The 23529-nt window shown below is 30.5% G+C and carries 29 protein-coding genes; 16 read left to right on the top strand and 13 right to left on the bottom strand.

The features are described from left to right. Nucleotides 1–12: 12 nt before the first annotated feature. Genes ACTTAR_RS02390 through ACTTAR_RS02365 form a run of 6 tightly spaced genes read left to right on the top strand, consistent with a single transcriptional unit; the run spans nucleotide 13 to nucleotide 6907 of the window. Nucleotides 13–855, top strand: coding sequence for a fumarylacetoacetate hydrolase family protein (locus ACTTAR_RS02390; protein WP_440614171.1), 843 nt, complete (start codon nucleotides 13–15; stop codon nucleotides 853–855). Nucleotides 856–861: 6 nt separating this feature from the next. Beyond that, nucleotides 862–2034 (top strand): mandelate racemase/muconate lactonizing enzyme family protein, encoded by a 1173-nt coding sequence (locus ACTTAR_RS02385; protein ID WP_440697617.1) that lies wholly within the window; start codon nucleotides 862–864, stop codon nucleotides 2032–2034. Beyond that, the gene (locus tag ACTTAR_RS02380) at nucleotides 2027–2938 is read left to right on the top strand and encodes an SMP-30/gluconolactonase/LRE family protein (protein ID WP_440697616.1); all 912 of its coding nucleotides are present in this window, start codon (nucleotides 2027–2029) and stop codon (nucleotides 2936–2938) included. Before ACTTAR_RS02385 ends, ACTTAR_RS02380 begins: the two co-directional genes overlap by 8 nt. Continuing rightward, nucleotides 2913–5603, top strand: coding sequence for a phosphoenolpyruvate carboxylase (gene ppc / locus ACTTAR_RS02375; protein WP_440697615.1), 2691 nt, complete (start codon nucleotides 2913–2915; stop codon nucleotides 5601–5603). Before ACTTAR_RS02380 ends, ppc begins: the two co-directional genes overlap by 26 nt. Further along, nucleotides 5604–6311: a cytochrome c biogenesis CcdA family protein gene (locus ACTTAR_RS02370; protein ID WP_440618235.1), complete on the top strand. Its 708-nt coding sequence runs from the start codon at nucleotides 5604–5606 to the stop codon at nucleotides 6309–6311. A gap of 8 nt (nucleotides 6312–6319) precedes the next feature. Beyond that, nucleotides 6320–6907: an FMN-dependent NADH-azoreductase gene (locus ACTTAR_RS02365; protein WP_440697614.1), complete on the top strand. Its 588-nt coding sequence runs from the start codon at nucleotides 6320–6322 to the stop codon at nucleotides 6905–6907. Here ACTTAR_RS02365 and ACTTAR_RS02360 read toward each other — a convergent pair. Continuing rightward, a complete protein-coding gene (locus ACTTAR_RS02360; protein ID WP_440697613.1) occupies nucleotides 6897–8000 on the bottom strand; it encodes a TauD/TfdA family dioxygenase in 1104 nt (367 codons plus the stop codon). The two genes, ACTTAR_RS02365 and ACTTAR_RS02360, sit on opposite strands and share 11 nt — an antisense overlap. A gap of 67 nt (nucleotides 8001–8067) precedes the next feature. Here ACTTAR_RS02360 and ACTTAR_RS02355 point away from each other — a divergent pair, with 67 nt between their 5' ends. From ACTTAR_RS02355 to ACTTAR_RS02345, 3 genes are read left to right on the top strand one after another with little or no spacing between them, the layout of a single operon-like run. After that, entirely contained in the window at nucleotides 8068–8874 is an 807-nt protein-coding gene (locus ACTTAR_RS02355) for an inositol monophosphatase family protein (protein ID WP_440697612.1), read from the top strand. Further along, nucleotides 8871–9434 (top strand): DUF924 family protein, encoded by a 564-nt coding sequence (locus ACTTAR_RS02350; protein WP_440697611.1) that lies wholly within the window; start codon nucleotides 8871–8873, stop codon nucleotides 9432–9434. The genes ACTTAR_RS02355 and ACTTAR_RS02350 overlap by 4 nt, the downstream gene beginning before the upstream one ends. Before the next feature lies 1 nt (nucleotide 9435). Continuing rightward, the gene (locus ACTTAR_RS02345) at nucleotides 9436–9807 is read left to right on the top strand and encodes a DUF952 domain-containing protein (RefSeq protein WP_428079842.1); all 372 of its coding nucleotides are present in this window, start codon (nucleotides 9436–9438) and stop codon (nucleotides 9805–9807) included. Here ACTTAR_RS02345 and ACTTAR_RS02340 read toward each other — a convergent pair. The 6 genes from ACTTAR_RS02340 to ACTTAR_RS02315 are packed head-to-tail and all read right to left on the bottom strand — an operon-like array spanning nucleotide 9786 to nucleotide 11983. After that, complete coding sequence (locus tag ACTTAR_RS02340) at nucleotides 9786–10121, bottom strand: DMT family transporter (RefSeq protein WP_440697610.1); 336 nt, start codon at nucleotides 10119–10121, stop codon at nucleotides 9786–9788. The two genes, ACTTAR_RS02345 and ACTTAR_RS02340, sit on opposite strands and share 22 nt — an antisense overlap. Before the next feature lies 1 nt (nucleotide 10122). Next, on the bottom strand, nucleotides 10123–10455 hold the full coding sequence (locus ACTTAR_RS02335) for a DMT family transporter (RefSeq protein WP_440697609.1): 333 nt from the start codon (nucleotides 10453–10455) through the stop codon (nucleotides 10123–10125). Between the two features lie 38 nt (nucleotides 10456–10493). Next, nucleotides 10494–10814, bottom strand: coding sequence for a nuclear transport factor 2 family protein (locus ACTTAR_RS02330; protein WP_440697607.1), 321 nt, complete (start codon nucleotides 10812–10814; stop codon nucleotides 10494–10496). 13 nt (nucleotides 10815–10827) lie between these two features. Beyond that, nucleotides 10828–11151 carry a GYD domain-containing protein gene (locus ACTTAR_RS02325; protein ID WP_075505873.1) on the bottom strand — a complete coding sequence of 108 codons (324 nt, stop codon included), beginning with the start codon at nucleotides 11149–11151 and terminating at the stop codon, nucleotides 10828–10830. 15 nt (nucleotides 11152–11166) lie between these two features. After that, complete coding sequence (locus ACTTAR_RS02320; RefSeq protein ID WP_440697606.1) at nucleotides 11167–11541, bottom strand: hypothetical protein; 375 nt, start codon at nucleotides 11539–11541, stop codon at nucleotides 11167–11169. A gap of 13 nt (nucleotides 11542–11554) precedes the next feature. Further along, nucleotides 11555–11983 carry a hypothetical protein gene (locus ACTTAR_RS02315; protein ID WP_440697605.1) on the bottom strand — a complete coding sequence of 143 codons (429 nt, stop codon included), beginning with the start codon at nucleotides 11981–11983 and terminating at the stop codon, nucleotides 11555–11557. Nucleotides 11984–12147: 164 nt separating this feature from the next. Here ACTTAR_RS02315 and ACTTAR_RS02310 point away from each other — a divergent pair, with 164 nt between their 5' ends. Further along, nucleotides 12148–12564, top strand: coding sequence for a hypothetical protein (locus ACTTAR_RS02310; RefSeq protein ID WP_023854072.1), 417 nt, complete (start codon nucleotides 12148–12150; stop codon nucleotides 12562–12564). On the opposite strand, the gene ACTTAR_RS02305 is transcribed toward ACTTAR_RS02310, so the two are convergent. Together ACTTAR_RS02305 and epsC are read right to left on the bottom strand one after the other, a co-directional pair. Then, the gene (locus ACTTAR_RS02305) at nucleotides 12561–13562 is read right to left on the bottom strand and encodes a cysteine synthase A (protein WP_440697604.1); all 1002 of its coding nucleotides are present in this window, start codon (nucleotides 13560–13562) and stop codon (nucleotides 12561–12563) included. The genes ACTTAR_RS02310 and ACTTAR_RS02305 overlap by 4 nt on opposite strands. Continuing rightward, a complete protein-coding gene (gene epsC / locus ACTTAR_RS02300) occupies nucleotides 13555–14139 on the bottom strand; it encodes a serine O-acetyltransferase EpsC (protein WP_440697603.1) in 585 nt (194 codons plus the stop codon). The genes ACTTAR_RS02305 and epsC overlap by 8 nt, the downstream gene beginning before the upstream one ends. A 78-nt stretch (nucleotides 14140–14217) precedes the next feature. Between epsC and ACTTAR_RS02295 the strand changes: the two genes are divergently transcribed. The 6 genes from ACTTAR_RS02295 to ACTTAR_RS02270 all read left to right on the top strand — a co-directional run bounded on the left by ACTTAR_RS02295 (nucleotide 14218) and on the right by ACTTAR_RS02270 (nucleotide 19696). Then, entirely contained in the window at nucleotides 14218–14628 is a 411-nt protein-coding gene (locus ACTTAR_RS02295) for a VOC family protein (RefSeq protein WP_440680487.1), read from the top strand. A gap of 101 nt (nucleotides 14629–14729) precedes the next feature. Then, nucleotides 14730–15692 (top strand): glycine betaine ABC transporter substrate-binding protein, encoded by a 963-nt coding sequence (locus ACTTAR_RS02290; protein ID WP_428079851.1) that lies wholly within the window; start codon nucleotides 14730–14732, stop codon nucleotides 15690–15692. 68 nt (nucleotides 15693–15760) lie between these two features. Beyond that, complete coding sequence (locus tag ACTTAR_RS02285) at nucleotides 15761–16822, top strand: quaternary amine ABC transporter ATP-binding protein (RefSeq protein WP_440697602.1); 1062 nt, start codon at nucleotides 15761–15763, stop codon at nucleotides 16820–16822. After that, nucleotides 16812–18317 (top strand): ABC transporter permease, encoded by a 1506-nt coding sequence (locus ACTTAR_RS02280; RefSeq protein ID WP_440680485.1) that lies wholly within the window; start codon nucleotides 16812–16814, stop codon nucleotides 18315–18317. The genes ACTTAR_RS02285 and ACTTAR_RS02280 overlap by 11 nt, the downstream gene beginning before the upstream one ends. A gap of 9 nt (nucleotides 18318–18326) precedes the next feature. Next, a complete protein-coding gene (locus tag ACTTAR_RS02275) occupies nucleotides 18327–18944 on the top strand; it encodes a LysE/ArgO family amino acid transporter (RefSeq protein WP_440680484.1) in 618 nt (205 codons plus the stop codon). Continuing rightward, the gene (locus tag ACTTAR_RS02270; protein WP_440697601.1) at nucleotides 18941–19696 is read left to right on the top strand and encodes an alpha/beta fold hydrolase; all 756 of its coding nucleotides are present in this window, start codon (nucleotides 18941–18943) and stop codon (nucleotides 19694–19696) included. Before ACTTAR_RS02275 ends, ACTTAR_RS02270 begins: the two co-directional genes overlap by 4 nt. Here the strand turns inward: ACTTAR_RS02270 and ACTTAR_RS02265 are convergent. The 4 genes from ACTTAR_RS02265 to ACTTAR_RS02250 are packed head-to-tail and all read right to left on the bottom strand — an operon-like array spanning nucleotide 19683 to nucleotide 23526. Beyond that, complete coding sequence (locus ACTTAR_RS02265) at nucleotides 19683–20348, bottom strand: HAD-IA family hydrolase (protein WP_440697600.1); 666 nt, start codon at nucleotides 20346–20348, stop codon at nucleotides 19683–19685. The two genes, ACTTAR_RS02270 and ACTTAR_RS02265, sit on opposite strands and share 14 nt — an antisense overlap. Next, entirely contained in the window at nucleotides 20345–21226 is an 882-nt protein-coding gene (locus tag ACTTAR_RS02260) for a carbohydrate ABC transporter permease (RefSeq protein ID WP_440680481.1), read from the bottom strand. The genes ACTTAR_RS02265 and ACTTAR_RS02260 overlap by 4 nt, the downstream gene beginning before the upstream one ends. A gap of 2 nt (nucleotides 21227–21228) precedes the next feature. Beyond that, nucleotides 21229–22257, bottom strand: a complete 1029-nt coding sequence (locus tag ACTTAR_RS02255; protein WP_440697599.1) for a carbohydrate ABC transporter permease — start codon at nucleotides 22255–22257, stop codon at nucleotides 21229–21231. Nucleotides 22258–22305: 48 nt separating this feature from the next. Further along, complete coding sequence (locus tag ACTTAR_RS02250; protein ID WP_262590503.1) at nucleotides 22306–23526, bottom strand: ABC transporter substrate-binding protein; 1221 nt, start codon at nucleotides 23524–23526, stop codon at nucleotides 22306–22308. Between the last annotated feature and the right edge of the window lie 3 nt (nucleotides 23527–23529).

Raw genomic sequence — 23529 nt, 5'->3', positions numbered from 1 at the left:
AAAAGGATAATTATGAAATTATTAAGAGTAGGTCAAAAAGGACAAGAAAAACCAGCAGCTTTAGACAAGGATGGTAAAATTAGAGATATCAGTTCACATATTTCAGATTTAAATCCTGATCATTTAAATTTTGAAACTATTTCAAAATTACAAAGCGCTGATTTATCATCTCTTCCAGAAATATCTTCAAGTGAAAGAATTGGTTCATGTATTACAAAACCAGGAAAATTTATTGCAATAGGTTTAAACTTTTCAGATCACGCTGCTGAAACAGGAGCAGAAGTTCCATCTGAGCCAATTACTTTTATGAAAGCAACAAGTTGTATCAATGGTCCTAACGATGATATCGAAATTGTGTCTGGTTCAAAAAAATTAGACTGGGAAGTAGAATTAGGAATTGTAATTGGAAAACATACAAAACATATTTCAGAAGCTCAGTCACAAGATCACATCTTAGGATATTGTTTAGTAAACGATATTAGTGAAAGAGAATGGCAAATAGAAAAAATGGGTCAATGGGTTAAAGGAAAATCTCATGACACGTATGGACCAATTGGACCTTACTTAGTAACTAAAGATGAAATTGCTGACATTAATAATTTAAAAATGAGTTTAGATGTTAATGGTCAAAGAATGCAAACTGGAAACACTAATACTATGATTTTTAATGTTAACGTTATTGTATCTTATTTAAGTAAATTCATGTCATTACAGCCAGGAGATATAATTACAACTGGTACACCTCCAGGAGTTGGTATGGGAATGAAACCACAACAATTCTTAAAAGCTGGTGATACAATGAGATTATCAATTGAAAATTTAGGAGAGCAAAACTCTAAAGTAGTTGCTTTATAATCTTTTGTGAAAATAACTTCTATTAAAAGTCATGTACTTAAATATGAGTTAGAGAAAGAATTAGGTTATTCACAACAATATTATAAGCACAGAACAGCTCATTTAGTCGAAGTACAAACTGACGAAGGTATTACTGGATGGGGCGAATGTTTTGGTCCAGGTAATATTGCTTTAGCCAATAAGTTCATTGTTGAAAAGGTAATTCAGCCTTTAATAATAGGTGAAAACCCTTTGAATAAAGAACATATCTGGCAAAAAGTTTACAATCTTTTAAGAGATAGTGGTCAAAAAGGAATGCCAATACAAGCTTTGTCAGGAGTTGACATAGCTCTTTGGGATATCTTAGGAAAAAAAACAAACTCTCCTCTTTACCAACTTGTTGGTGGAAAATGTAATAATAAAGTTCCTGTGTATGGATATGGAATGATGTTGCAAAAAAAATCAGTTGATGAGCTAATTCCATTGTTTGAAGAAGAAGCAAAACAAATTAAATCAAAAAACTTTAAAGCGATGAAAATGAAGGTTGGATTAGGTCCAAAAGAAGATTTGAAGTTAGTTCAAGCAGTTAGAAATTCTATAGGTAAAGATTTTAAATTAATGGTGGATGCTAACCATGCTTATAATCTGAAAGATGCTCTTTATGTTGGAAAAGGACTTGATGAACTAGATGTTTATTGGTTTGAAGAACCTGTTGCTCCTGAAGATTACAATGGTTATAGGGAATTAAAAAAAAATATATCAACTAGTGTTGCTGGAGGTGAAGCAGAATTTACAAAGTATGGTTGGAATAAATTAATTAACAATGATTGCATTGATATAGCTCAACCAGAGGTATGTGGATTAGGAGGTATTACAGAATATTTGAAAGTTGCAGCTTTAGCGCAAGCAAACTTTGTTCCTGTTATTAATCATGTTTGGGGATCTGCTGTAAGTATAGCGGTAAATCTCCATTTATTGACTGCACAACCAGATATGCCAGGGGGATTATACCCAACAAAATCTATGCTCGAATTTGACACAACAGAGAAAAATATCTTTATTACAGGTCTACCAAAAGAAAATTTTTCAATTTTAGATCAAGTTAAAAATAATAATGGATTTGCATCAGTGACAGACAATGTAGGTATTGGTATAAATCCAAATGAGGACTTTATTAAAGAGTTTGAAGTAAATGAATAAAATTAAAACTACAGAGCCTAAACCAATTTGGAAAATAAGATGTACCTTAGGTGAGGGAACACTTTGGGTTAAAGAACACAACTCAATTTATTTTGTTGATATAAAGAAAAAGAAAATTTGTTCTTTAAATATAAAAAATAAAAAAAAGAAAATATTTAAAGTAAATAAGGAAGTAGGTTTCATTGCTCACATAAGAGATCATATATTTATTTTAGGATTGCAAGGTGAAATAAGAATTCAAAATTTAAAATCAAAAAAAGTTTTAAAATCGATACCTATAGAACCTAAATTAAAATTGAATAGAATAAACGATGGTAAAACAGATCCTGCTGGAAATCTTTGGTTTGGTACCATGGATAATTTAGAGAGAAAAATTGAAAAAGGATCTTTGTATAAATTAGATAAAAATCTTAAATTAACTAAAGTTGATAAAAATTATAGAATTACAAATGGCCCAGCATTTATCGATCAATATAATTTTTACCACACTGATAGTCCTAAAAAAACTATCTATAAAATTAAGATAAATAAAAATAATAAAATAATTAGTAAAAAAATATTCAAAAAGTTAACTCCTGAAGAAGGAGTTCCAGATGGAATGACTGTAGATAAAAATAAAAATTTATGGGTTGCCCATTTTCGAGGGGCATGTGTCTCAGTATTTAATAGTAGAGCAAAATTAATTCATAGAATTCAGTTTCCAGCAAAAAATATTACAAATTGTGCGTTTGGTGGTAAGAATAATCAAGAACTGTACGTTTCAACAGCTACAAAAGGAATGGACAAGGCTGATTTGCGAAAATTTAGATATTCAGGATTCTTTTTTGGTGTAAAAACAAACACAAAAGGAGTTTTGCAAAAAAAATTTATTTTAAGTAATGAAGCAGAGAGATCTTTACTATGAACGAATACCCACTAAGCTTTTAAGAGAAGATATAAGATTATTAGGAACTTTTCTTGGAAGAGTAATCAAAGATCAAGAAGGCATAAAATTTTTCAATATAGTTGAGCGATTAAGATTATTATCTAAAAATACCTTATTAGATAAAAATAAAAGAAAAGTATTTTCCAAAATTTCAAAAGATATCAGAAAGCTTTCACCTGAAATTACTTTTAAGGTCACTCGAGCTTTTTCACATATTTTAAATTTAATGAATTTAGCAGAGTCGTTAGATGCTTCTAGAAAACTTAATGAATACGATAATCCATATTTTAAGAGCAAAAAACAAAATCTATTTATTGAGGATATAATTAACAACCTATTTAAAAATAGAAAAATTTCTGACAAAAAAATTTATGATCAGGCAACAAAACTTGATATTGGAATAGTTCTCACAGCACATCCAACAGAAGTAAAAAGAAGAACACTAATTCAAAAATATGCAAATTTAACTACTTTGATGGAGCAACGTCATCTTTATAAAAAATACCCCGCAAAGATTATTGAAATAGATCGAAAACTGTATTCTGAGATAGCCATTATTTGGAAAACTGATGATTTAAAAAGAACCAAACCATCACCACTAGATGAAGCTAGATGGGGTTTGGCTGTAATAGAGGATAGTTTATGGGACACAATTCCAAGAGTTTATAAAAGATTGAATGATATTTTCAGAAAAAATTTAAATAAAGATCTTCCTAGAAACTTTAATCCAATTCAATTTGGTTCATGGATGGGTGGAGATAGAGATGGAAATCCAAATGTTACATCTGAAGTAACAAAAAAAGTAATTTTGTTTTCAAGATGGCAAGCTGCAAAGTTATACGAAAGAGAACTTACAAAATTAATTCAAGATTTATCAATGGAAGAATGTTCTAATAAAATTAAAAAAGTTACTGGAAATAGTTTTGAACCTTATAGAGTTTATTTAAGACCTTTAAGAGACAAAGTAAGAAGAACACATCAGTTAATTGAAGCACATATAAATTATAATAAACCATTAGATGAAAATAAATTACTAAAAGATAAGTATGAAATTATAAATCCATTAAGAGAAGTAAGAACATCCTTAAACATGAACAAAGGCCAACATATTGCAAATGCAGATTTGTTGGATTTGATAAGAAGAGTTAGATGTTTTGGAATAAATTTAGCAAGATTAGATATCAGACAGGAGTCTGATAGACATGAAAAAATTTTAAATGAAATATTTAAAAAGAAAAATAAAATAAATTATTCACAATTACCTGAAGAAAAGAAAATTGAATTACTTAATAAATCAATAAAACAAAAAAAATATTTTGTTAATAAAATTAATTTAAGAGACAAAGAGAATTTAGAGGTTTGGAAAACATTTAAACAAATATCTAAAGAGCCAGAGCAATGTATGGGTGCTTATGTAATTTCAATGACTTCAAAAGCATCTGATATTTTATCTGTTTATTTATTGCAATTGCAAGCTGAAACAAAGAATTTGTTAAGAGTAGTACCACTTTTTGAAACTTTAGATGATTTAAAGAATGCAAAAGGTGTTATGCAAAATTTATTTAAACTTCCTTGGTATAGAAAAATGATCAACTCAAAACAAGAAGTAATGATTGGATATTCAGACTCTAGTAAAGATGCAGGAAAACTATCTGCAAGTTGGCATCAATATAAACTTCAAGAAGAACTTAGAAATTTAGCTAAAAAATATAAAATAGATCTTGTATTTTTCCATGGAAGAGGAGGATCTCCAGGAAGAGGAGGAGGACCAATTCAGGCAACTCTGAAATCTCAACCATCTGGAACAGTAAATGGAAAAATTAGAATTACTGATCAAGGAGAAGTGATACAACAAAAATATGGATATAAACCTTTAGCTGAATACAACCTATGTAGTTATATCGGTGCAGTAATGGAGGCTACTTTAAATCCACCTCCTAGATCTAAACCAAATTGGCGAGAGCTTATTCAAAAAATGTCTGAGATTTCTACATCTGCTTACCGGAAGTATTTAAATCAAAGCGAAGATTTTATTAGATATTTTAAAACTGTTACTCCACATAAATCTCTTGGAAAACTCGCAATTGGTTCAAGACCTACCAAAAGAAAAAATGTTGATAATATTCAAAGTTTAAGAGCAATCCCCTGGGTATTTGCTTGGACACAAATTAGATTAATGCTACCTGCATGGCTTGGTACAACTGAGGCTTTGAGATATGGATCAATAAAAAAATTTAAAAAAACTATGACAGACATGGAGAGGAACTGGCCTTATTTTGTATCAACAATGGATATTTTGGACATGGTGATTTCAAAGGTTGATCCTGAAATATCAGTGATTTATGAAAATAATTTGGCCGATCAATCTTTAATAAGAATTGGAAAAAGATTGAGGTTTCAATTTGATGCATTGGTCAAATTGCACAATAAAATTACTCCAAAAGAAGTTATAAAAGAGAGAAAAGAGTTTAGAAAAGCTTTATTTATCAGAAACAACTATACTGAGATGCTAAACATTCTTCAGGCAAATATAATGAATAAATTAACAAACAAAAAATATAAAAATTTAGATAAGAAATTTTTAGACGATGCTTTAATGACATCTATTGCAGGAATTTCTGCAGCAATGAAAAACACTGGATAGATGATTGAATATTTAATTGCTTTTGGGGCAGGGTTAATAAGTTTTTTATCTCCTTGTGTTTTACCCTTAATCCCTGGATACATTTCTTATATCTCAGGTCAGTCACTACAAGAAATTTTAAATAAAAAACAAACAAATATTTTCCCATTGATTTTATTTTGTCTAGGGTTTTCAACTGTATTTGTTATCTTAGGAGCATCTGCATCTTTTTTAGGACAAGCACTTTTACAAAATTCAGAAATATTAAGAATTTTAGCTGGAATTATAATTGTAATTTTTTCTCTTCAATTAATTGGAATTATTAATATTTCGTATTTAAACTTTGAAAAAAGATTTGATGCAAAAGAATCAAGAAATATTCTTTTCCCATATGTGATTGGTGTTGCTTTTGGTTTTGGTTGGACACCATGTATTGGTCCAATTTTAGGATCAATTTTAGCTTTAGCATCTATTGAAGAAACTTTATCAAAAGCAGTTATAATGTTAATTTTTTATTCTCTAGGTTTGGCTATACCTTTTGTTTTATCAGGATATTTAATTCAAAGATTTTTATTATTTTCTAAAAACTTTAAGAAGAATATTAATTTAATATCAAAAATAGGTGGAATAACTTTATTAATAACTGGAATTTTGATTTTAACTAATCAATTGCAAGCAGTTGGTTTTTATATAATTAAAATCTTTCCTTTTATGCAAAATTTTGGTTAGTGTGTTTTATGAAAATTTATCAAATAGATTCAAGTGCTAGAAAAAAAGGCTCAACTTCGAGGGCATTAGCAAAAAAACTTTTAGAAAAAATCAAAAAACCAGAGGATGAAGTAATTTATAGAGATTTAGATGATGAAATGCTTTTTGTAAGCGGCCTGACAGAGTCTGGAATGAATATTGATGAAAAAGATCAAACAGAAGAGCATAAGAAAATGTTTGAACTATCTGATAAGCTTGTAAAAGAATTAAAAGAGAGTGATATTATTATAATTTCAGCTCCAATATACAATTACGGACCACCTGCAACCCTTAAAGCTTGGTCAGATTTAGCTGCAAGAATAGGGGAAACCTTTAAATTTAAACCTAATGGTAGAAGAGAGGGGTTATTAAAAAATAAAAAAGCTTATCTTGTGATTACTTCTGGAGGAACAAAGCTGAATAGCTCTGAGGATTTTTTAACGCCATGGTTAAAATTTATTTTAAACTTTTTTGGAATTGAAAAAGTTGAAGTTATAAGCGCTGATCAAATGGCCTTAGATTATGAAAAATCAATTAGAGATGCCGAAGCCCAAATAGAAAATATTTCTACAGATTAAACTTTCTTTTTAAGTGTCTTAATTTTCCTTCGGTACTATCGTAGTCTATATAGCAACCTTGTAAAAATCTTTCACCTTGATTTGCATCATAAACTGTTCGCCCATGAAGCAATCTATGATTATCCATCATCATTAAATCTTTTGGAGCAAGTTTAAATTCAATTCTATATTTATCTGAATTGTACATCTCAGATAGTTTTTTTCTTGCTTGATAGTATAAATCTAATTCTTCTTTATCTAAAATTGGAACAAAATCTAATCTTGGGCTAAATCTTACTTGTTTAAAATTTTTATTCTCATCTAGTTCAATTAAAGGACAAAAAGATTCTAAAACAACTTCTTTATCAATAAATTTAAATCTTACTTTTACTTCTGTTAAGATTTTATAATAATCAGGATAACTTTTCTTTAAATCTTCAGTAACGGTATATCCATCAACCAATGTAGAATATCCTCCTGAAACTTTACTCTCTATACAATGTAAAAGTTGGATACATGGAACAGGGTTTCGATATGGATTATCTGTGTGTGGTGCAAGAGCTAAAGAAGTATATGCAAGATCATTAGGATCAGGTTTTGATTTAACATCAAAATATTCTCCAAAGTTAGTTCGTCTTACACTGCCAATTGAGTTTGCAAATTCAACAATATAATTTTTAATTGTTGGTATATTTTTAATTACAACAAATCCAAACTTATAGAAAGAAACGAGTAAGTCATGCATTTCTTTACTTTCGTAAAAATTATTTTGGTATTCAAAATTTTTGATATTACTTAAACTAGAATCCCATTTAGTTTTTTCTATAGATTTTATAACTGTATCTACTTTTGAGAATTCTAAAGCAATTTTATTAAGATTAAGCTTAGAACTAATCCCATCATTAAAGTTAACTTCTAAAAATTCCTCATTAATAGACGCTTTATTAATTATTATATCATTACTCAAGCTTGTTGGGTCAAAAAGTCTTTGCTGAGTTCCTTTATCAACAAATTCTTCACCATCTACTCTTTCTCTTAACCAAAAAGGATGTATTTCTTTTTTCTCAGTACCATTATTGAAGTAAACTTTATTTTCGTGAAGCTCGATTTTCATAAATAATACTTGAGCATTATTTAAAATTTAACTTTAATCAATATAAATTAAATAGTAAGAGTTCTTTGTGAATAATTTTGATACAAAAAAATATCCAGCATTTTCAAGTTTTTTAAACCAGTTAGCAAAAGATCTAACAAAATTTTATTATGCTAAGTTAGATAAACCATTCAAGATAACCAATAAAATGAAAGGTAAAGGTTATGACCCTGTAACTACATCTGACAAAGCTTTTGAAAAGTTTATAAGGTCCAAGATTTCTAAAAGATTTCCAGATCACCAAATTATAGGTGAGGAGTATGGTCACAAAAATACCAAAAGTGAATTTTCATGGGTAATTGACCCAATTGATGGAACTAGATCATATGTTGTTGGTAATCCTAGTTGGAGTAATCTGATTTCATTAAATTATAATGGAGAGCCAATTTTAGGATTAGCAAATTTTCCTAAAATGAAAAAATATTATTTAAATGTAAATAAAAACACGGCATATGTTTTTGAAAATAACAAAAAAAGAAAATTAAAAGTTAATTCCAAATTAAATTTTGCAAATTCAAAGTTAGCTGCAGCTTTTCATAATCAATTAACCTTAAAACAACAATCCAAAATTCAAAAATTTATTAAAAGAATGCAATTTCCATGTTTTGATGCTTTAACATATTGTCAACTAGCTGAAGGTAGATTGGAAATGGTTGCACAGTGTGCAAACAAGATTTGGGACATTCATCCAATAATGCCAATAGTTAGAGCAAGTGGGGCCATAGTAACTACGTGGGGTAATAGAAATCCTGTGGTAGGAGGAAATATTATTGTCTCAAATAATAAAGCAAATCATAAACAAATATTAAAATTATTAAAACCTTTAGCTGAATGATACCAGAACGAGCGCAATCAATTTTAGATTTCTGGTTTAAAGAAACTCCTTTTGAGATGAGATTTAAGAAGGATGATAAATTTGATCAAAAGATAAAAGATAATTTTTTAAATGATTACGAACTTGCTTGTCAAAATGAATATGATGATTGGCAGGATAATCCTATGAGCTGTTTAGCTTTGGTAATTTTGTTTGATCAATTTTCAAGAAATATGTTTAGAGATGATAAAAAAGCATTTGCTCAAGATCAAAAAACTAGATTGATAGTAAATGATGCAGTTTATTCTGGATATTTAGAAGCTATGAATGTTGACCAAAGATTTTTTATGCTTTTACCTTTAATTCACAGTGAAGAAATTAGTGATCATGAAATGGCTTATTACTTATTAAATAAATATTTAAGGGAACATGAAGGATACAATAAGATTAAAAAATTTTGGCAAGACCACACTAAAGCAATTAGACAGTTTCATAGATATCCACATAGAAATGAAATTTTAGGAAGAGAGTCTACTGAAGAAGAACTAGAATTTTTAAAAGGACCAAACTCTTCCTGGTAAAATGAATTTAGAATTTATTTTTAAAGTCATAGATAAAGAAGAATGGCAAAAAGCTAAGCAATCAGGAACTTATGGTGGATCTGAAAAAGATATTAAAGATGGCTATATTCATTTCTCAGAAGAAGATCAGGTAGAGGAAACCTTAAAAAAACATTTTCCAAATAAAGAAAACCTAGTTTTATTAAGAGTAAATGCTTTTAAACTTGAACACTTACTTTGGGAACAAGCATCAAATGGTGATATGTACCCACATTTATATTCTCCATTAGACACAAGCACTGTTGTTAATGAATATGAACTATCTTTAAATGAAGATGGAAGTTATCAACTTCCAGACATTTTAAAAAAATATCAATTTAATCGACCTAAGTAATTAACCATTACTACGCCAATAATAATTAAAGCAATTCCAATTATCCCATAAACATTAGGAACTTGGTTAAATTTTAATACAGCGAAAAGAACAACTCCTGTTACTGTCAAACCACTATAAATTGAATAAGCAAATCCAACAGGTATTGCATGCATAGCTTTTGCAATTGAAAACATTGTAATACACATAAACAGGATACATAAAATTGAAGGAGTTAGCTTTGTAAAACCTTCAGAAATTTTAGCAAAACTGTTTGAAGCTATTCCAAAAATTATACCGTTAGATAAAAACAAATATCCTATAAGAGGTTTCATATTATTTACTTCCTAACAAATTAACCATTAAAACTCCAATAATTATAAATGCTAGTCCGATCATGGAGTAAAGATTTGGAACTTGATTATATTTAATTACACCTACTATAACCGTTGCAATGATTGTTAATCCCGCAAATGAAGCGTAAGTGATACCCATTGGTATATTCTTCATCACCAATGAAAGCGCATACATGCACAATACAATTGTAATTGCGGTAATTATACTTGGAAAGAGAAGAGTAAAACCTTCAGCACTTTTGGCAAAACTGTTTGAGGTAACTCCTAAGAATACAGCAACACCTAGGAACAAGTATGAAGTAGTGAGACTCATTTAATAATATTAAATGAAATCCCGCTAAATATATATAATTATTTAGGCATTGGAGTAGCACCAGTTTCTAAACTAACAATTTTTCCATTGTCATATTTATAAACCGCCATTACAGCCTCAACATTTCCATCGTTAAATGTAACAAAAGCATGATGAATTCCAACTTCATCATTCTCGTAAACAATTCTAACTTTATCTTGATTGATGTCACCACTCATTGCCCATTTGATAACATCACCTTTTGTTAAAACAGTTCCTGATTTATGCATTGTAAATTTAAAATCATCATGCAAAAGCTCATTCATTGTTGCTTCGTCTTTATTTTTTAATGCAGCACTATATTTTTCTAAGATAGACATTTATCCCTTTCTTTTATTCACCTGGTTTTTTAAAGTTTTTTCCAGCATCTGCAGCTTTGTTGAAAGTTTTATTATAATCAAATACTTCATGAATCATAATATCTTCCATTAATCCTGCATTCATAATTGCAACTTTCATTCCAAGAACACTTTCATAATCTCCTTCAATAACATTGATTACATCAAATCTTCCTCGAACCCATTCATAACTATGAAACTTAACTCCAACAGTATCACAAATAGCTTTGATCGCTGCTCCTCTATCTGCATTAGGATCGCTCTGCATTCTTAAAGCAAGATCACGACTAATCTTTCCAATAATATAAAATTTAGACATATTTTTTACTCCTTTCTAATATAGAGTTTGTACTACTTTTTTAACTCTATCTTCTCCATTAGGTACCGTTGAGTTTACAAATTCGTGACAGGCATTAGTTTTATCCTCGTCAAATTTAGATCCATAAAACTTATCAACAGCTTTGTTTACTCCTTCATCCCATTGCTTTTCAGGGACTCCAACTTCTAAGGCATAAGCTTTTAAAACTTTAACTGATGCCATAGATTTTTCTTTCATACTATATTCAAATGTTTCACCAAGTGGCAAGAAATAGTTAGCCATATAAATACCACTACATTCCCAAGCTCTATTTTTGTCACTATCAGACATATCCGAGTGTGCAGATGTTAGATATAGAACACTGAATAAAGTTATTATTATTTTTCTCACAATTATCTTCTTTCTATTCTATTGTGACAACAGTTGTTCCAGGAAATGTATATCCCACAACATAACTGAATAGCATTTGTTGAAATTCTTGTATCATTGGCCATTTGCTTCCAAGCTCTTGATGATTTTGAAAACCAGCAGGATTTTCATAATACTCAGTTAAAATAAAATACATATTTCCAGTCATACCTTGTGAAGGATCTGCAGGATTATTCCATTCAGGTCCTTTGATAACTGAATATGAATTTAATTTTTTTTCACCGGTCATTGGATGAGTTTCTTTCATCCATTTATGGTGTGTTTTCAACATTTCTTCAACTTTAGCAACATCACTAGCTGGAACTTTCAAAGTAATAGCAAACGCATTTGCTTTTGCATGGCCGTCAGCGTTAGCAATTGTAGTAAATAAACTAAGCATCAAAATTATTATTATTTTTTTCATTTTATCTTTCTTTTTTAATTATTAATTATAAGTAATCGAAGACTGTTACATATTCATGACAATGTCTCTCGTGTTTATAACGCGCATCAGTTATGCAATTAAGGAGCACAAAAATTGCTGATTATGTTGTTTTATCTGATGGTAAAATTTGATAGGGTTTTGTCATGATCGAAAAGTTTAATGGAATTTTTTATTTAATTATATTTTTAGTACATTTTATTGTTTTTGCTGTTTATGCATATCAAACCGTTTTTGCTACTAAGAAATTTTTAGATAAATTTGGTATCGATGATACTGGTGCCGGAATGACCAGATTTTTTGGTTCTTTGTTTATAGGTGCTGTTGTAATGGCGATATGGGTTGGCTTTATTAGACCTGATGGTCTCCAAGGAACATGGGCATTTTTTAATTTAGTGTTTTTACAAAACCTTTCAGCTTTTATCGTTGGTATTTATAATATTAAAATCAATAAGCTTGGTCACACACCACAAACATCTAATGAAGGAATTATTGCACCAGGTATTCTAACTTTGCTAAGTGCAATACTTTGTTACGGATTAGCAGATAAGATTTATATTTAAAACCAATTAGGTATTGGTAGACCTTTTTCTTCTAAGAATTTTTTATTAAACATCTTAGTTGCATATTTATCGCTTCTATCACAAAGAATGGTTACTATAGTTTTACCAGGTCCTAATTCTTTTCCCATTCTAATAGCTCCAGCAATATTTATTCCACAACTTGTACCTAAACTTAAGCCTTCGTTTTGAATTAAATCATAAAGAATGGGTAGAGCTTCATGATCATCAATAGAGTAGGCATCATCAATTTTGGCCTCACCAAAGTTAGCTGTCACTCTACTTGAACCAATTCCCTCTGTTATAGATCCTCCTTCAGATTTTAGCTCTCCATTCTTTATATAATTATAAAGAGCAGAACCTTTAGGATCTGAAAGGTAAATTTTAATATCTTTATTCTTTTCTTTTAACGCATTACTTACACCTGAAATGGTGCCCCCAGTTCCAGATGAACATACAAAACCATCTACCTTACCATCTGTCTGCTCCCAGATCTCTTGGCCTGTTCCTTCATAATGACCTCTAGCATTTGCAGTATTATCAAATTGATTAGCCCAAATAACTCCATTGTTATTTGATGGTCTTAATTCATCCGCAAGTCTTGCAGCAACTTTAACAAAGTTGTTGTCATCTTTATAAGGCTTCGGTTCAACTAATCTTAACTCAGCGCCTAGGTTTCTTAGTAAATCTTTTTTCTCCTGAGTTTGATTATCGTTCATCACAATAATAGTTTTATAACCTAAAGAATTTCCTAAAAGACCCAAACCAATTCCAGTGTTGCCAGCGGTACCCTCAACTACGGTTCCACCTTTAGAAATTAATTTTTTTTCTTGTGCATCTTTTATTAATGCAAGTGCAGCTCTATCCTTTACAGATCCACCTGGATTTAAAAATTCTGCCTTACCATAAATATTGCACCCAGTAATCTCTGATGCAGCTCTAAGTTTTATAAGTGGAGTATTTCCAATCCCAGAAATAAAATCGTTTTGTGTATTATTCATTTTCTGATTTTTTATCACTATCAGGAGTAATTCCGTAAGGTTTAAATTCACTATCAGCTATTCCAACATTCTTAGCAGGAATTCCAACCATCACTGCATTTTCAGATACATCTTTTGTAATTACAGCGTTTGCTCCAATTTTTGCACATCGTCCAACAGTTACAGGACCTAACACTTGTGCCCCTGATCCAATTACTACTTCATCTTTAATTGTTGGATGTCTCTTCATGTTTCTTTGATCATTTGAATTTATACTTGGTGCAATTCCACCCAGTGTAACCATATGGTAGATAGTAACATTATCACCAATATCTGAAGTCTCACCAATTACAACTCCCATACCATGATCTATAAATAAATTTTTTCCAATTTTTGCATTAGGATGAATTTCAATTCCAGTTAAGAATCTTGAAAATTGAGAAATGATTCTTGCAATCAAATGAAATTTTGCAGTACTAAAAAAGTTTGCTAGTCTATGAAAGAAAACTGCCTTAACACCTGGATAAGTAAGAACTAAACTTAGTTTTGACTTTGCTGCAGGGTCTCTATCAATTATCGATTGTAAAAAATCACTCATTTTAAATTTTGTCGCGGTTGATTATAAAAATTACATGCTTTATATAGTTATTAATTAAGCAATTAAAAGAGATTATATATGTATAAGAATACTAACTGTTTTCATTTAGCTATACCTTGTGGCGATCTAGAGGTCGCAAAAAAATTTTACAGCGAAACATTAGGATGTAGACTAGATAATTCTGCCCAAGAGTGGGCCGATGTTGACTTTTGGGGTAATGAATTAACACTTCATAAAAGTGCTCATAAGTTAGACAATGAAAGACATGATGTTGATATGGGGAATGTGTCAGTACCCCATTTTGGTGTTCATTTATCTAGAAAAGATTTTGATGCTTTAAAACAAAGATTAAAAGATAGTGGTACTAAATATTACGATGAGCCATATTTAAGATTTAAAGGTACTAAGTATGAACAAGAAACATTCTTTGTAAAAGATCCAAACGAAAATATTTTAGAAATAAAGACACTAACGTCTAATCCAGAATAAATTATATTTAATAATTATACTTATCTTTTATATCTTTATTTTCTTTGACACATTATCTCAATTCGCGTTAGACTTTATTTATAAATAATTAAGGAGAGATAATGAAAATAATCAAATCTACACTTGTAGCTGGATTAATTTCAATTTTATCAATTTTCTCTGCAAACGCAGAAAAAGTTAAAATTGGAGATCCAGGTTGGACAGGTGCAACTGCAATTGCAAATTTACTTGCTGCAGTAGTTATAGACAAAATGGGTGGGGAAGCAGAACTAGTTCCTGGAAACAATACTGCAATTTATGCAGCGATTGATAGAGGAAAAGGTGAAATCGATGTTCACCCTGATATCTGGTTACCAAACCAAGAAGCTTACACTAATGATTTAGTTCCAAAAGGAACTTTAAAATTAAGTAGCAAACCATATGAAGGAAACCAAGGTTACTGTGTTTCTCAACAGTTTGCAAAAAAAATGAATATTACAGCAATTGAAGACTTAGCAAGACCAGAAGTTGTTAAAGCAATGGACAGCGATGGAAATGGTAAAGGTGAGTTTTGGATTGGTGCTGATGGTTGGGCTTCTGCAAATGTTAACCAAGTTAAATTAAGAGACTATGGTTTATATGATGCTGGTATCGAAGCAGTTAGAGCTGCTGAAGCAGTGAAAAATGCAAGAGTACTAGACTCAATCAAAAAAGGTGAAGGTTATGCATTCTATTGTTACAAACCTCATGCAATTTGGGGAATGGCTGACGTAGTGATGTTAACAGAACCAAAATATGATCCTGCAAAATATAAAATGATTCAACCCAAAGCAGATGCTGACTGGTACAAGAAATCTTATGTTGCATCAAAAGATGCTCTTAAGCAAATCCAAATCGGTTGGGCTACTTCTTTAGAGAGTCAATCACCAGCAATTGTAGAATTCTTTAAGAATTTTCAATTAACAGCTGATGATGTTTCTGCAATGGCTTATTCAGTTTCAGTTGAGAAAAAAGATCCAGCTGATGTCGCAAGAGCTTGGATGGAAGCAAATAAATCAACTGTAGACGGTTGGTTAGGACTATAATCTAAATCAAAATCTATACTCGGCAATTTAAGATTGCCGAGTATATTTTCCTATAATAAAAGACAAAAATGGATTCATCGGGTTCAGCAATACAAATTCAAAATGTTTGGAAAGTATTTGGAAATACTTCTAAAGAAGCATTAGATGCAATCCAAAATAAAAAAATTTCAAAAACAGAAGCTTTAGAAAATTACAACTCAGTTATTGGAGTTTCAGATGTTTCGTTTGATGTTAAACAAGGTGAAATATTCTGTGTTATGGGGCTTTCTGGAAGTGGAAAGTCTACATTAGTAAGACATATTAATAGACTTTTAGAACCAACATCAGGAAAAATTTTAATTAATGGTCAGGATGTAATGACCTTAGATAGAGAAAACCTTCAAGAATTAAGAAATAAAAAAATAGGGATGGTTTTTCAAAACTTTGCGCTTATGCCTCATAGATCAGTTGTAGATAATATTGCAATGCCGCTTGAGATAAGAGGTGTAAGTAAAAATGACAGATTAGATGCTGCAAATAAAATTTTAGAAATTGTAGAATTACAAGGTTGGGGCAATAAGTTTGCTCACGAACTATCTGGAGGAATGCAACAAAGGGTAGGTCTTGCAAGAGCACTAGCAGCTGATCCTGAATTTCTATTAATGGACGAGCCTTTTAGTGCATTAGATCCACTGATTAGAAGACAGCTTCAAGCTGAATTCATCAAACTTTCAAAACAAATGAAAAAAACCACAGTATTTATTACTCATGATTTAGATGAAGCAGTAAGAGTAGGACACAGAATTGCAATTATGAGAGATGGAAAAGTAATCCAAATAGGTACACCTGAAGAAATAGTTGTAAGTCCTGCAGATGAGTATGTTGCTGACTTTGTAAAAGGAATTTCAAGACTTAAAGTTGTTCAAGCAAAAACAATTATGCAATCTATTGAGAGTTATGAGAATGCTAATGGAAAATTAAATGAAAGTACGCAAAGTGTTGGAGAAAATGAATTATTAAGTAAGCTTATTGAATTGTCAAAATCTAACGATGGGCCACTAATTGTTCTAGACAACAATAAAAATAAAGTAGGTGTTTTAACACAATCAGATCTTTTAAAAGCAGTCGTTGAGGGTGGGGATGGAGAATAAACAAATACATAATCCTTCTAGGTCTGAATTAATTACAGATTTTGTAAAATCTAATCCTGAATATTATATTAAAGAATTTCAAAAAATTGGTAGCAAACCTTCATTTTCATTTTCATTTAATTTGTATGCTGGAATTCTAGGACCAATTTGGTTTGGAATGAGAAATATTTGGAATTGGGCTTTGGCCTTTTTAATTATTGAAACTTTTTCTGTTGTTCAAATAATAAGAGGTTTGTTTGGTAATATTACTAAAGAAGCTGTAGAAAAAATCAAACAAGTTGAGTCAACAATCGCTTTTAGAAATAAACAGTTAGAAGCAGCTATAACAAATAATCCAGATAAAGTTGATGTATATAAAAGAAATATCAAATCACTAGAAGATGCTATGCAAGGCTACATAGATGAAGTAGCAAGAATTGAAGCTTCAGCTATTTGGATTACAATTTTTGGTATTGGATTATTAATAGTAATTAAAATTGTTCAAGGAATACTAGCAAACTCAATATTAGAAAAAAGATATTCAGAATGGTTATCAGACAAAACTCTAAAACCTGGAATGCAAGTGAAGAACTTTGTTTCCAGCACAATGTTTGCTGCAGTTATTATGTTTTTTTCTGTAGTGCATTATAGTTTTCCTGGTGTCATTACATTAATGGATGACTTTCCAACCCATCCAGATATTAGGTTAACATCAATAAAATGGGTAGAAACGATCTTCGATTATGCAGTACTAAAAGGAGATGCTTTATTTACAGCTATAACCATAGGTATTAGATCAGTACTAGATTTCTTAGAGTTACTTTTTGTAAAAACTCCTTGGATAGTAATTATTACAACCATTGTAACCTTAACTGGATTAGCGGCAGGACCTAGAGCCGCAATATATTCAGCAGGATTTTTATGTTACATGGGATTTTTAGGTTTCTGGGTTAAAGCTATGACAACACTAGCTCTTTTAGGAACAGCAGCTGTATTAAGTATTGTAATTGGTATTCCACTTGGAATTTTTTGTGCAAGGCGTCAAAGATTTTATTCAATGATCAGACCAATTATGGATTTTATGCAAACAATGCCTGCTTTCGTATTTATGATTCCTGTTATAGCATTTTTTGGAACAGGAAAGGTTGCTGCAGTTATTATTACAATGATATTTGGTGGAACACCTGTGGTTAGATTAACTGTTCTTGGTTTAAGAGGAGTGCCTGAAACAATTAGAGAGGCTGCAATCGCTTATGGTGCTTCTAAATGGTATTTGCTTAGAAAAGTAGATTTACCATTAGCAACTCCTTCTATATTAGCAGGAGTTAACCAAACAGTAATGTTAAGTTTAGCGATGGTAGTTGTAGCTTCATTAATTGGCGCTAAAGGATTAGGCCAAGATGTACTCGAGGCACTTCAATACGCTAATGTAGGTCAAGGTATTTTAGCGGGTGTTGCGATATTATTTGTAGCTCTTATTCTTGATAGAGTTGTTCAAGGTAGAAAAAGAGTTTAAGCAAAATCAATGGAATACGCACTGTTAGGTTTTTTTACTGGCCTAAGTTTAATTTTAGCAATTGGTGCTCAAAATATTTTCGTAATTGAACAAGGTTTAAAAAAACAGCATGTATTTCTAGTTTGTTTAGTTTGCTCTGTTTCAGATTTGATATTAATTTTTGTTGGAATTTTTTTATTTCATTTTTTTAACCAATTTTTTAATTCATTAGTAGAATTTATTTTCAATCTTGTTTTGGTGGTTTTTTTAATTCATTTTATATATTCAAAAATAAAAACTCATTATAAAGAAGTTAATTTTCAAAGTAATATTAATGCAATATCAAAGATAAATATTTTCTTAAAAACTTTAGGGTTCACATATTTAAATCCACATGTTTACTCTGATACAGTTTTTATTCTTGGAAATTTCTCTAAGAATTACTTGTTAAACCAAAAATTGGCTTTTGGGATAGGAGCGTCTTTTGCTTCATTTTTGTTTTTCTTTACTTTGGGATATTTATCAAATTATTTATCTAAGTATGCCAATGACAAAAAAATATGGCAGGTAATAAATATTTTCATCGTAGCTTTTATGAGTTTTTTAGTTTTGTTTATTTTAAAGGAAATGATAATTAAGCTTTTATGAGTAATATTTTTGTAGATGATAAAGGTGAGGGTTTTCCATTTGTTTTAGTCCATGGATATCTCGGTTCTTCAGAGATGTGGTGCTTTCAAAAAGATTACTTTTCAAAAAATTTTAGAGTTATTGCTCCAGCACTTCCTGGTTTTGGTGAAAGTCATAATGCACAATCATTAAATTCAATTAATGCGATGGCTTTAAAAATAATTCAAATTTTAGATGAGAAAAAAATTGATAAATTTAATTTGATTGGACATTCAATGGGTGGAATGATTGTTCAAGAAATAACAAAATTAATTGGTGATAGAGTTAATAAATTAATCTGTTTTGCAACAGGATCTATTGGAGATATTCCAGGTAGATTTGAAACTATGGATCAAACAAGAGAGAAACTTAAGAAAGAAGGTGCTGAAGTATCATTTTCAAGAGTTCCTCCTAAATGGTTTGTTAAAGGAGATAAAGATAAAAATTATTATTTATGTGCTAATGCTGTAAAAAATGTTTCATTAGAAACTGCTGACAATGCTTTACTCGCAATGAAAAATTGGAGAGGTATTGATAATTTAAAAAATATTAAAAATGACACTCTAATTATATGGGGTGATAAAGATATCTCCTATAATTTTGAACAGGTCGATACGTTAAATAAAAATATTAAGAATAGTCGACTAGAAATATTTGAAAATTGCAGTCACAATGTTCATTTAGAAGAACCAGATAGATTTAATAATCTGGTAAATGATTTTATTTCAGAATAATATTTTTATTTAATTTCTCTAATTTTTTAAAAGCGTTCTTAAATTTTTTATTTAAATGAAACTTTCCTGGAAAAATTATACATTTAATTTTTGCATTAACTGCAGAATTTAAACTTTCTTGAGAGTCTTCAATAGCTAAACAGTCCTTAGGTTTTAAATTAAGTTTTTTTAATGCAAGGAGATATATATCTGGATTTGGTTTTAAATTTTTTACCAACTCTGAATTTCCAATAAAACTTAAATTTTTTTGACTAATTGATTTTCTTAATGAGAAAAGAATAGAATTAATATTATTTTTTGAGGTAGAGGTTACAAAAGCTAATTTTATTTTTTCTTTATTACAAAGTCTAATTAAATTTTTAACACCTGGTCTTAATTTTAAATGATTTTTCTTTAAGTAATTGTTGAACAGTTTAGTTTTTAAATCTCTTAATTGCTTCGCATTAACTTTAATGCCTTTTGATTTTGCATATTCTGATATTCTATCGCTACCTCCTGATTTGTTTAGTAGTTTGATATATTCCTTTTTAGCCCAATACCAATCCAATTGTTTTTTTTTAAAAGCTTCATTAAAGGATTTTCTCTGAATTTCAGATGTTTCAACAAGTGTTCCAATGGAACCGAATAGCAAACCTTTGTAATATTTCTTCAACCTTTTACAGCTCCAGTAGTTAAACCACTGATAACTTGTCTTTGGAAGAACATTACCAACATAAACAATGGTGCCGTTGCAGAAACTACTGCTGAAACTGCCCACATTAGATTACCCTCATGTTGGTTAGTCCCTAAATAACTTTGTATCTTAGGAACCATCGTATGATTTTCTTGATTTAGAAGTAAAGCCGTTACTGTGAAATCATTGTAAGCAAGCATTAAACTAAATAATCCAGCAGTAATAACTCCAGGCCACATCACTGGCATTATAATATGTCTAAATGCTTGAAAATATGAACATCCATCAATCAACGCACTTTCATCAAGTTCTTTTGGAATTGTTTTAAAGAATGAATACAGTAACCATAAAGTAAATGGTTGATTAATAGCTACCAAAACGACAATAGTTGTTGGCAGTATTCCCCATATTTGTAATTCAAAAAATGGAAATAGATAACCGGATACTAAAGTTATATGTGGCATAGCTCTAAAGATTAAAGCTGCCATCAAAATCCAAAATGCATATTTCTCAGTTGATCTAGAAAGGGCGTAAGCTCCTAAAGTTCCTAAAAATAAAGAAATACTAACCACAAACACAGTAACGATAATGGTATTTTTGGAAGCTTTCCAAAATTCTCCCTCAAACCATGCCTCATGATAAGCATTTGTTGTAAATTTTGCTCCAGTTTCAATTAAGGTATTGAAAGCTGAAACAGCATACCACCAGTCTGACCTTGAGAAAAAGTCTGCTCTTACTTTAAATGATCCCCAAAAAGTCCAGATGAATGGAAAGCACGCAACTAACAGCCAAGAAATAATAAATATGGTATTAAATGTTTTTAAAGTATTTGATTTTTTATCTAAACCGTAATCCATATTTATCTCGCAGTTTTAAATTCTTTCCATGTTCTAACTAATACAGGGGCAAGCAAAATAGCTATTCCGATGATTGTCATCATCGATGTTGCTGCTGCTGAACCAAATAAAATTACTTCTTCATTAACTAAGTTGTCGTAAATTAACCATGAAAGAGATTGAGCGCTTCCTTCAGCACTAAAACCTATAATCGGTTCAAATACTCTAAAATTGTCCATCAATGATATTAAGGCAACAAATGTTACTACCGGGTAAATATGAGGGAGCACTATATGTTTAATTCTCTGAAATCTAGAAGCACCATCAATAATTGCAGCTTCAATTGGTTCTTGAGGAACTGTTTGAAGCGCAGCATAGAAAACTACAAATGCAAAAGGGGAGTGATGCCAAATTCCATATATAATAATTGTTATCCAAGTTAGAGTTTTAGAGGATTTCAAAGACAAATATGGATCATTCATTAAATTTTGAATATTAGCACCAATTATTCCTTGAGAGTCTATCATCCAAAATAATACTAAAGATCCAACTAGTGGAGTTACAATCATTGGTAAAATAGTACCAAAAATTAAAGGACCTCTAATTTTTCTTGAGATTGCGTTTAAGCTCAAAGCTATAATAAAACCTAACAACAAGACATTTGGAGTTACAAATATACAATAAGTTAATGTAAATATTAGTGCTTTGTAAAATGGTAGATTGGTTACTTGATCAACAAATTCACCAAAAGTTTCTGTTTCATTCCAAAATTTTTTTATTTCTTCTGTTGCTAAATGGTTTCTATCTATATACGTCCCAAAACCATTAAATTTTCCAAGAGGTTTTGCTTCTCTTATTTTAGTAGTTGCTTCATTATCGACTACAATTGAAACAGTACAGCCAAATGGATCACATTTTTTAACTTCTTTAACTACTTGATCATGCTGAGAGTAAAAAGATTGAACTCCTGTAGAAATGATAGGAAGCCCAATAAATAGGACCATTGCTAATCCTGTCGGTAAAAAAAACCAAAAAAAAGTTTTATTAGGCATGAAAATTTTAGTTAAGTGGGGATCAAGTCCCCACTTAAAGATTAGATTTTATAGAAAGCCTTGTTCTTTAGCTTTACTAGTGTAAGCAGCTTCAACATCTTTCAATGCTTGTTCAGCTGACTCTTTACCTTGTAAAAACTCAACAATCTCACTTCCTAATGCACCATGCATTAAACCCATTTGTGGTAACATTGGATATGGTTTTGCACCCATTTTTACAGCTTCAATTACACCAATAGATTTTGGTCCTGGAACAAATCCTTCTACTAACCAAACAGCTTGGTCAGCAGCATCAGCAACCATTTTCTTATTTGATGCAGCGTGCGCTAAAGCTCTAAATGTTGCTTCAGCATCAGCATCAGGTCTATTTTTTGCAAGTGTGAAACCATCCCACCATAAAGTTGCAGCTGGGATATTTCCACCAGCAACAGTAGCTGGACCTGTTAGTTTTGTAGCCTTAGTAATATTAGCATCACCTTCATCATCTAAAAGTGTACCTGATCTAGAAGCCCACAATGTCATTAATGCAACATTTCCTGCTTCCCATTCGACTTTAATAGCTTCACTATCATGTGTTAAATAATCTGGGTTACTTAATTCAGATAATTTTTTAAGCATGTTTAAAGTAGCTACACCTTTTGCGTTATTTACATTTGGTTCTGCACTTCCAGACTTAAAGAATTCACCACCATGACCAATGTACATGTTCACAAATTCCTCAGCTAAGTTCCAACCTGCTTTGTAAGCAGCAGCATATGGATATTGCATTTTTCCTGAAGCTCTAATTTTTTCAGAAGCAGCAACTACCTCTTCATATGTTTTTGGAACAGCTATACCAAGATCTTTTAAAACATCTTCTCTATAGTATAAGTGTTGTGTGTTAGCCATAAATGCTACAGCCATAACTTTTCCATCAATTGTGATCAATTGAGAGTCTTGAATTCCTTTTCCATATTTTTTAACAAGATCATCTAAAGGTCTTATTAAGTCTTGGTTCATTAAAGGAACGATTGAACTGTTTGCTGCAATTCTAGCTGAAAATTCAGATGGATTTGCAGTAAGAGCTGGCACTGCGATTTTATTGTGCTCAGATGAATGAGTCACTTTAAAATCTGCACTTCCTTTACATTGTTTAGAAGTTTCAACGAAAGTTCTTAATGCAGGAAAATCATTAGCCAAAATATTTATTGAACCACTTTTGATGTTACAATCTGCATAAGCAGAAGTTCCAAAAAGTAAAAACAATAAAGTAACTAGTATTTTTCTCATATG

The sequence above is a fragment of the Candidatus Pelagibacter sp. HIMB1709 genome, assembly GCF_052047635.1.
In the GTDB taxonomy this organism is placed as follows: Bacteria; Pseudomonadota; Alphaproteobacteria; order Pelagibacterales; family Pelagibacteraceae; genus Pelagibacter.
This window is presented reverse-complemented; position numbering and strand designations above follow the sequence as displayed.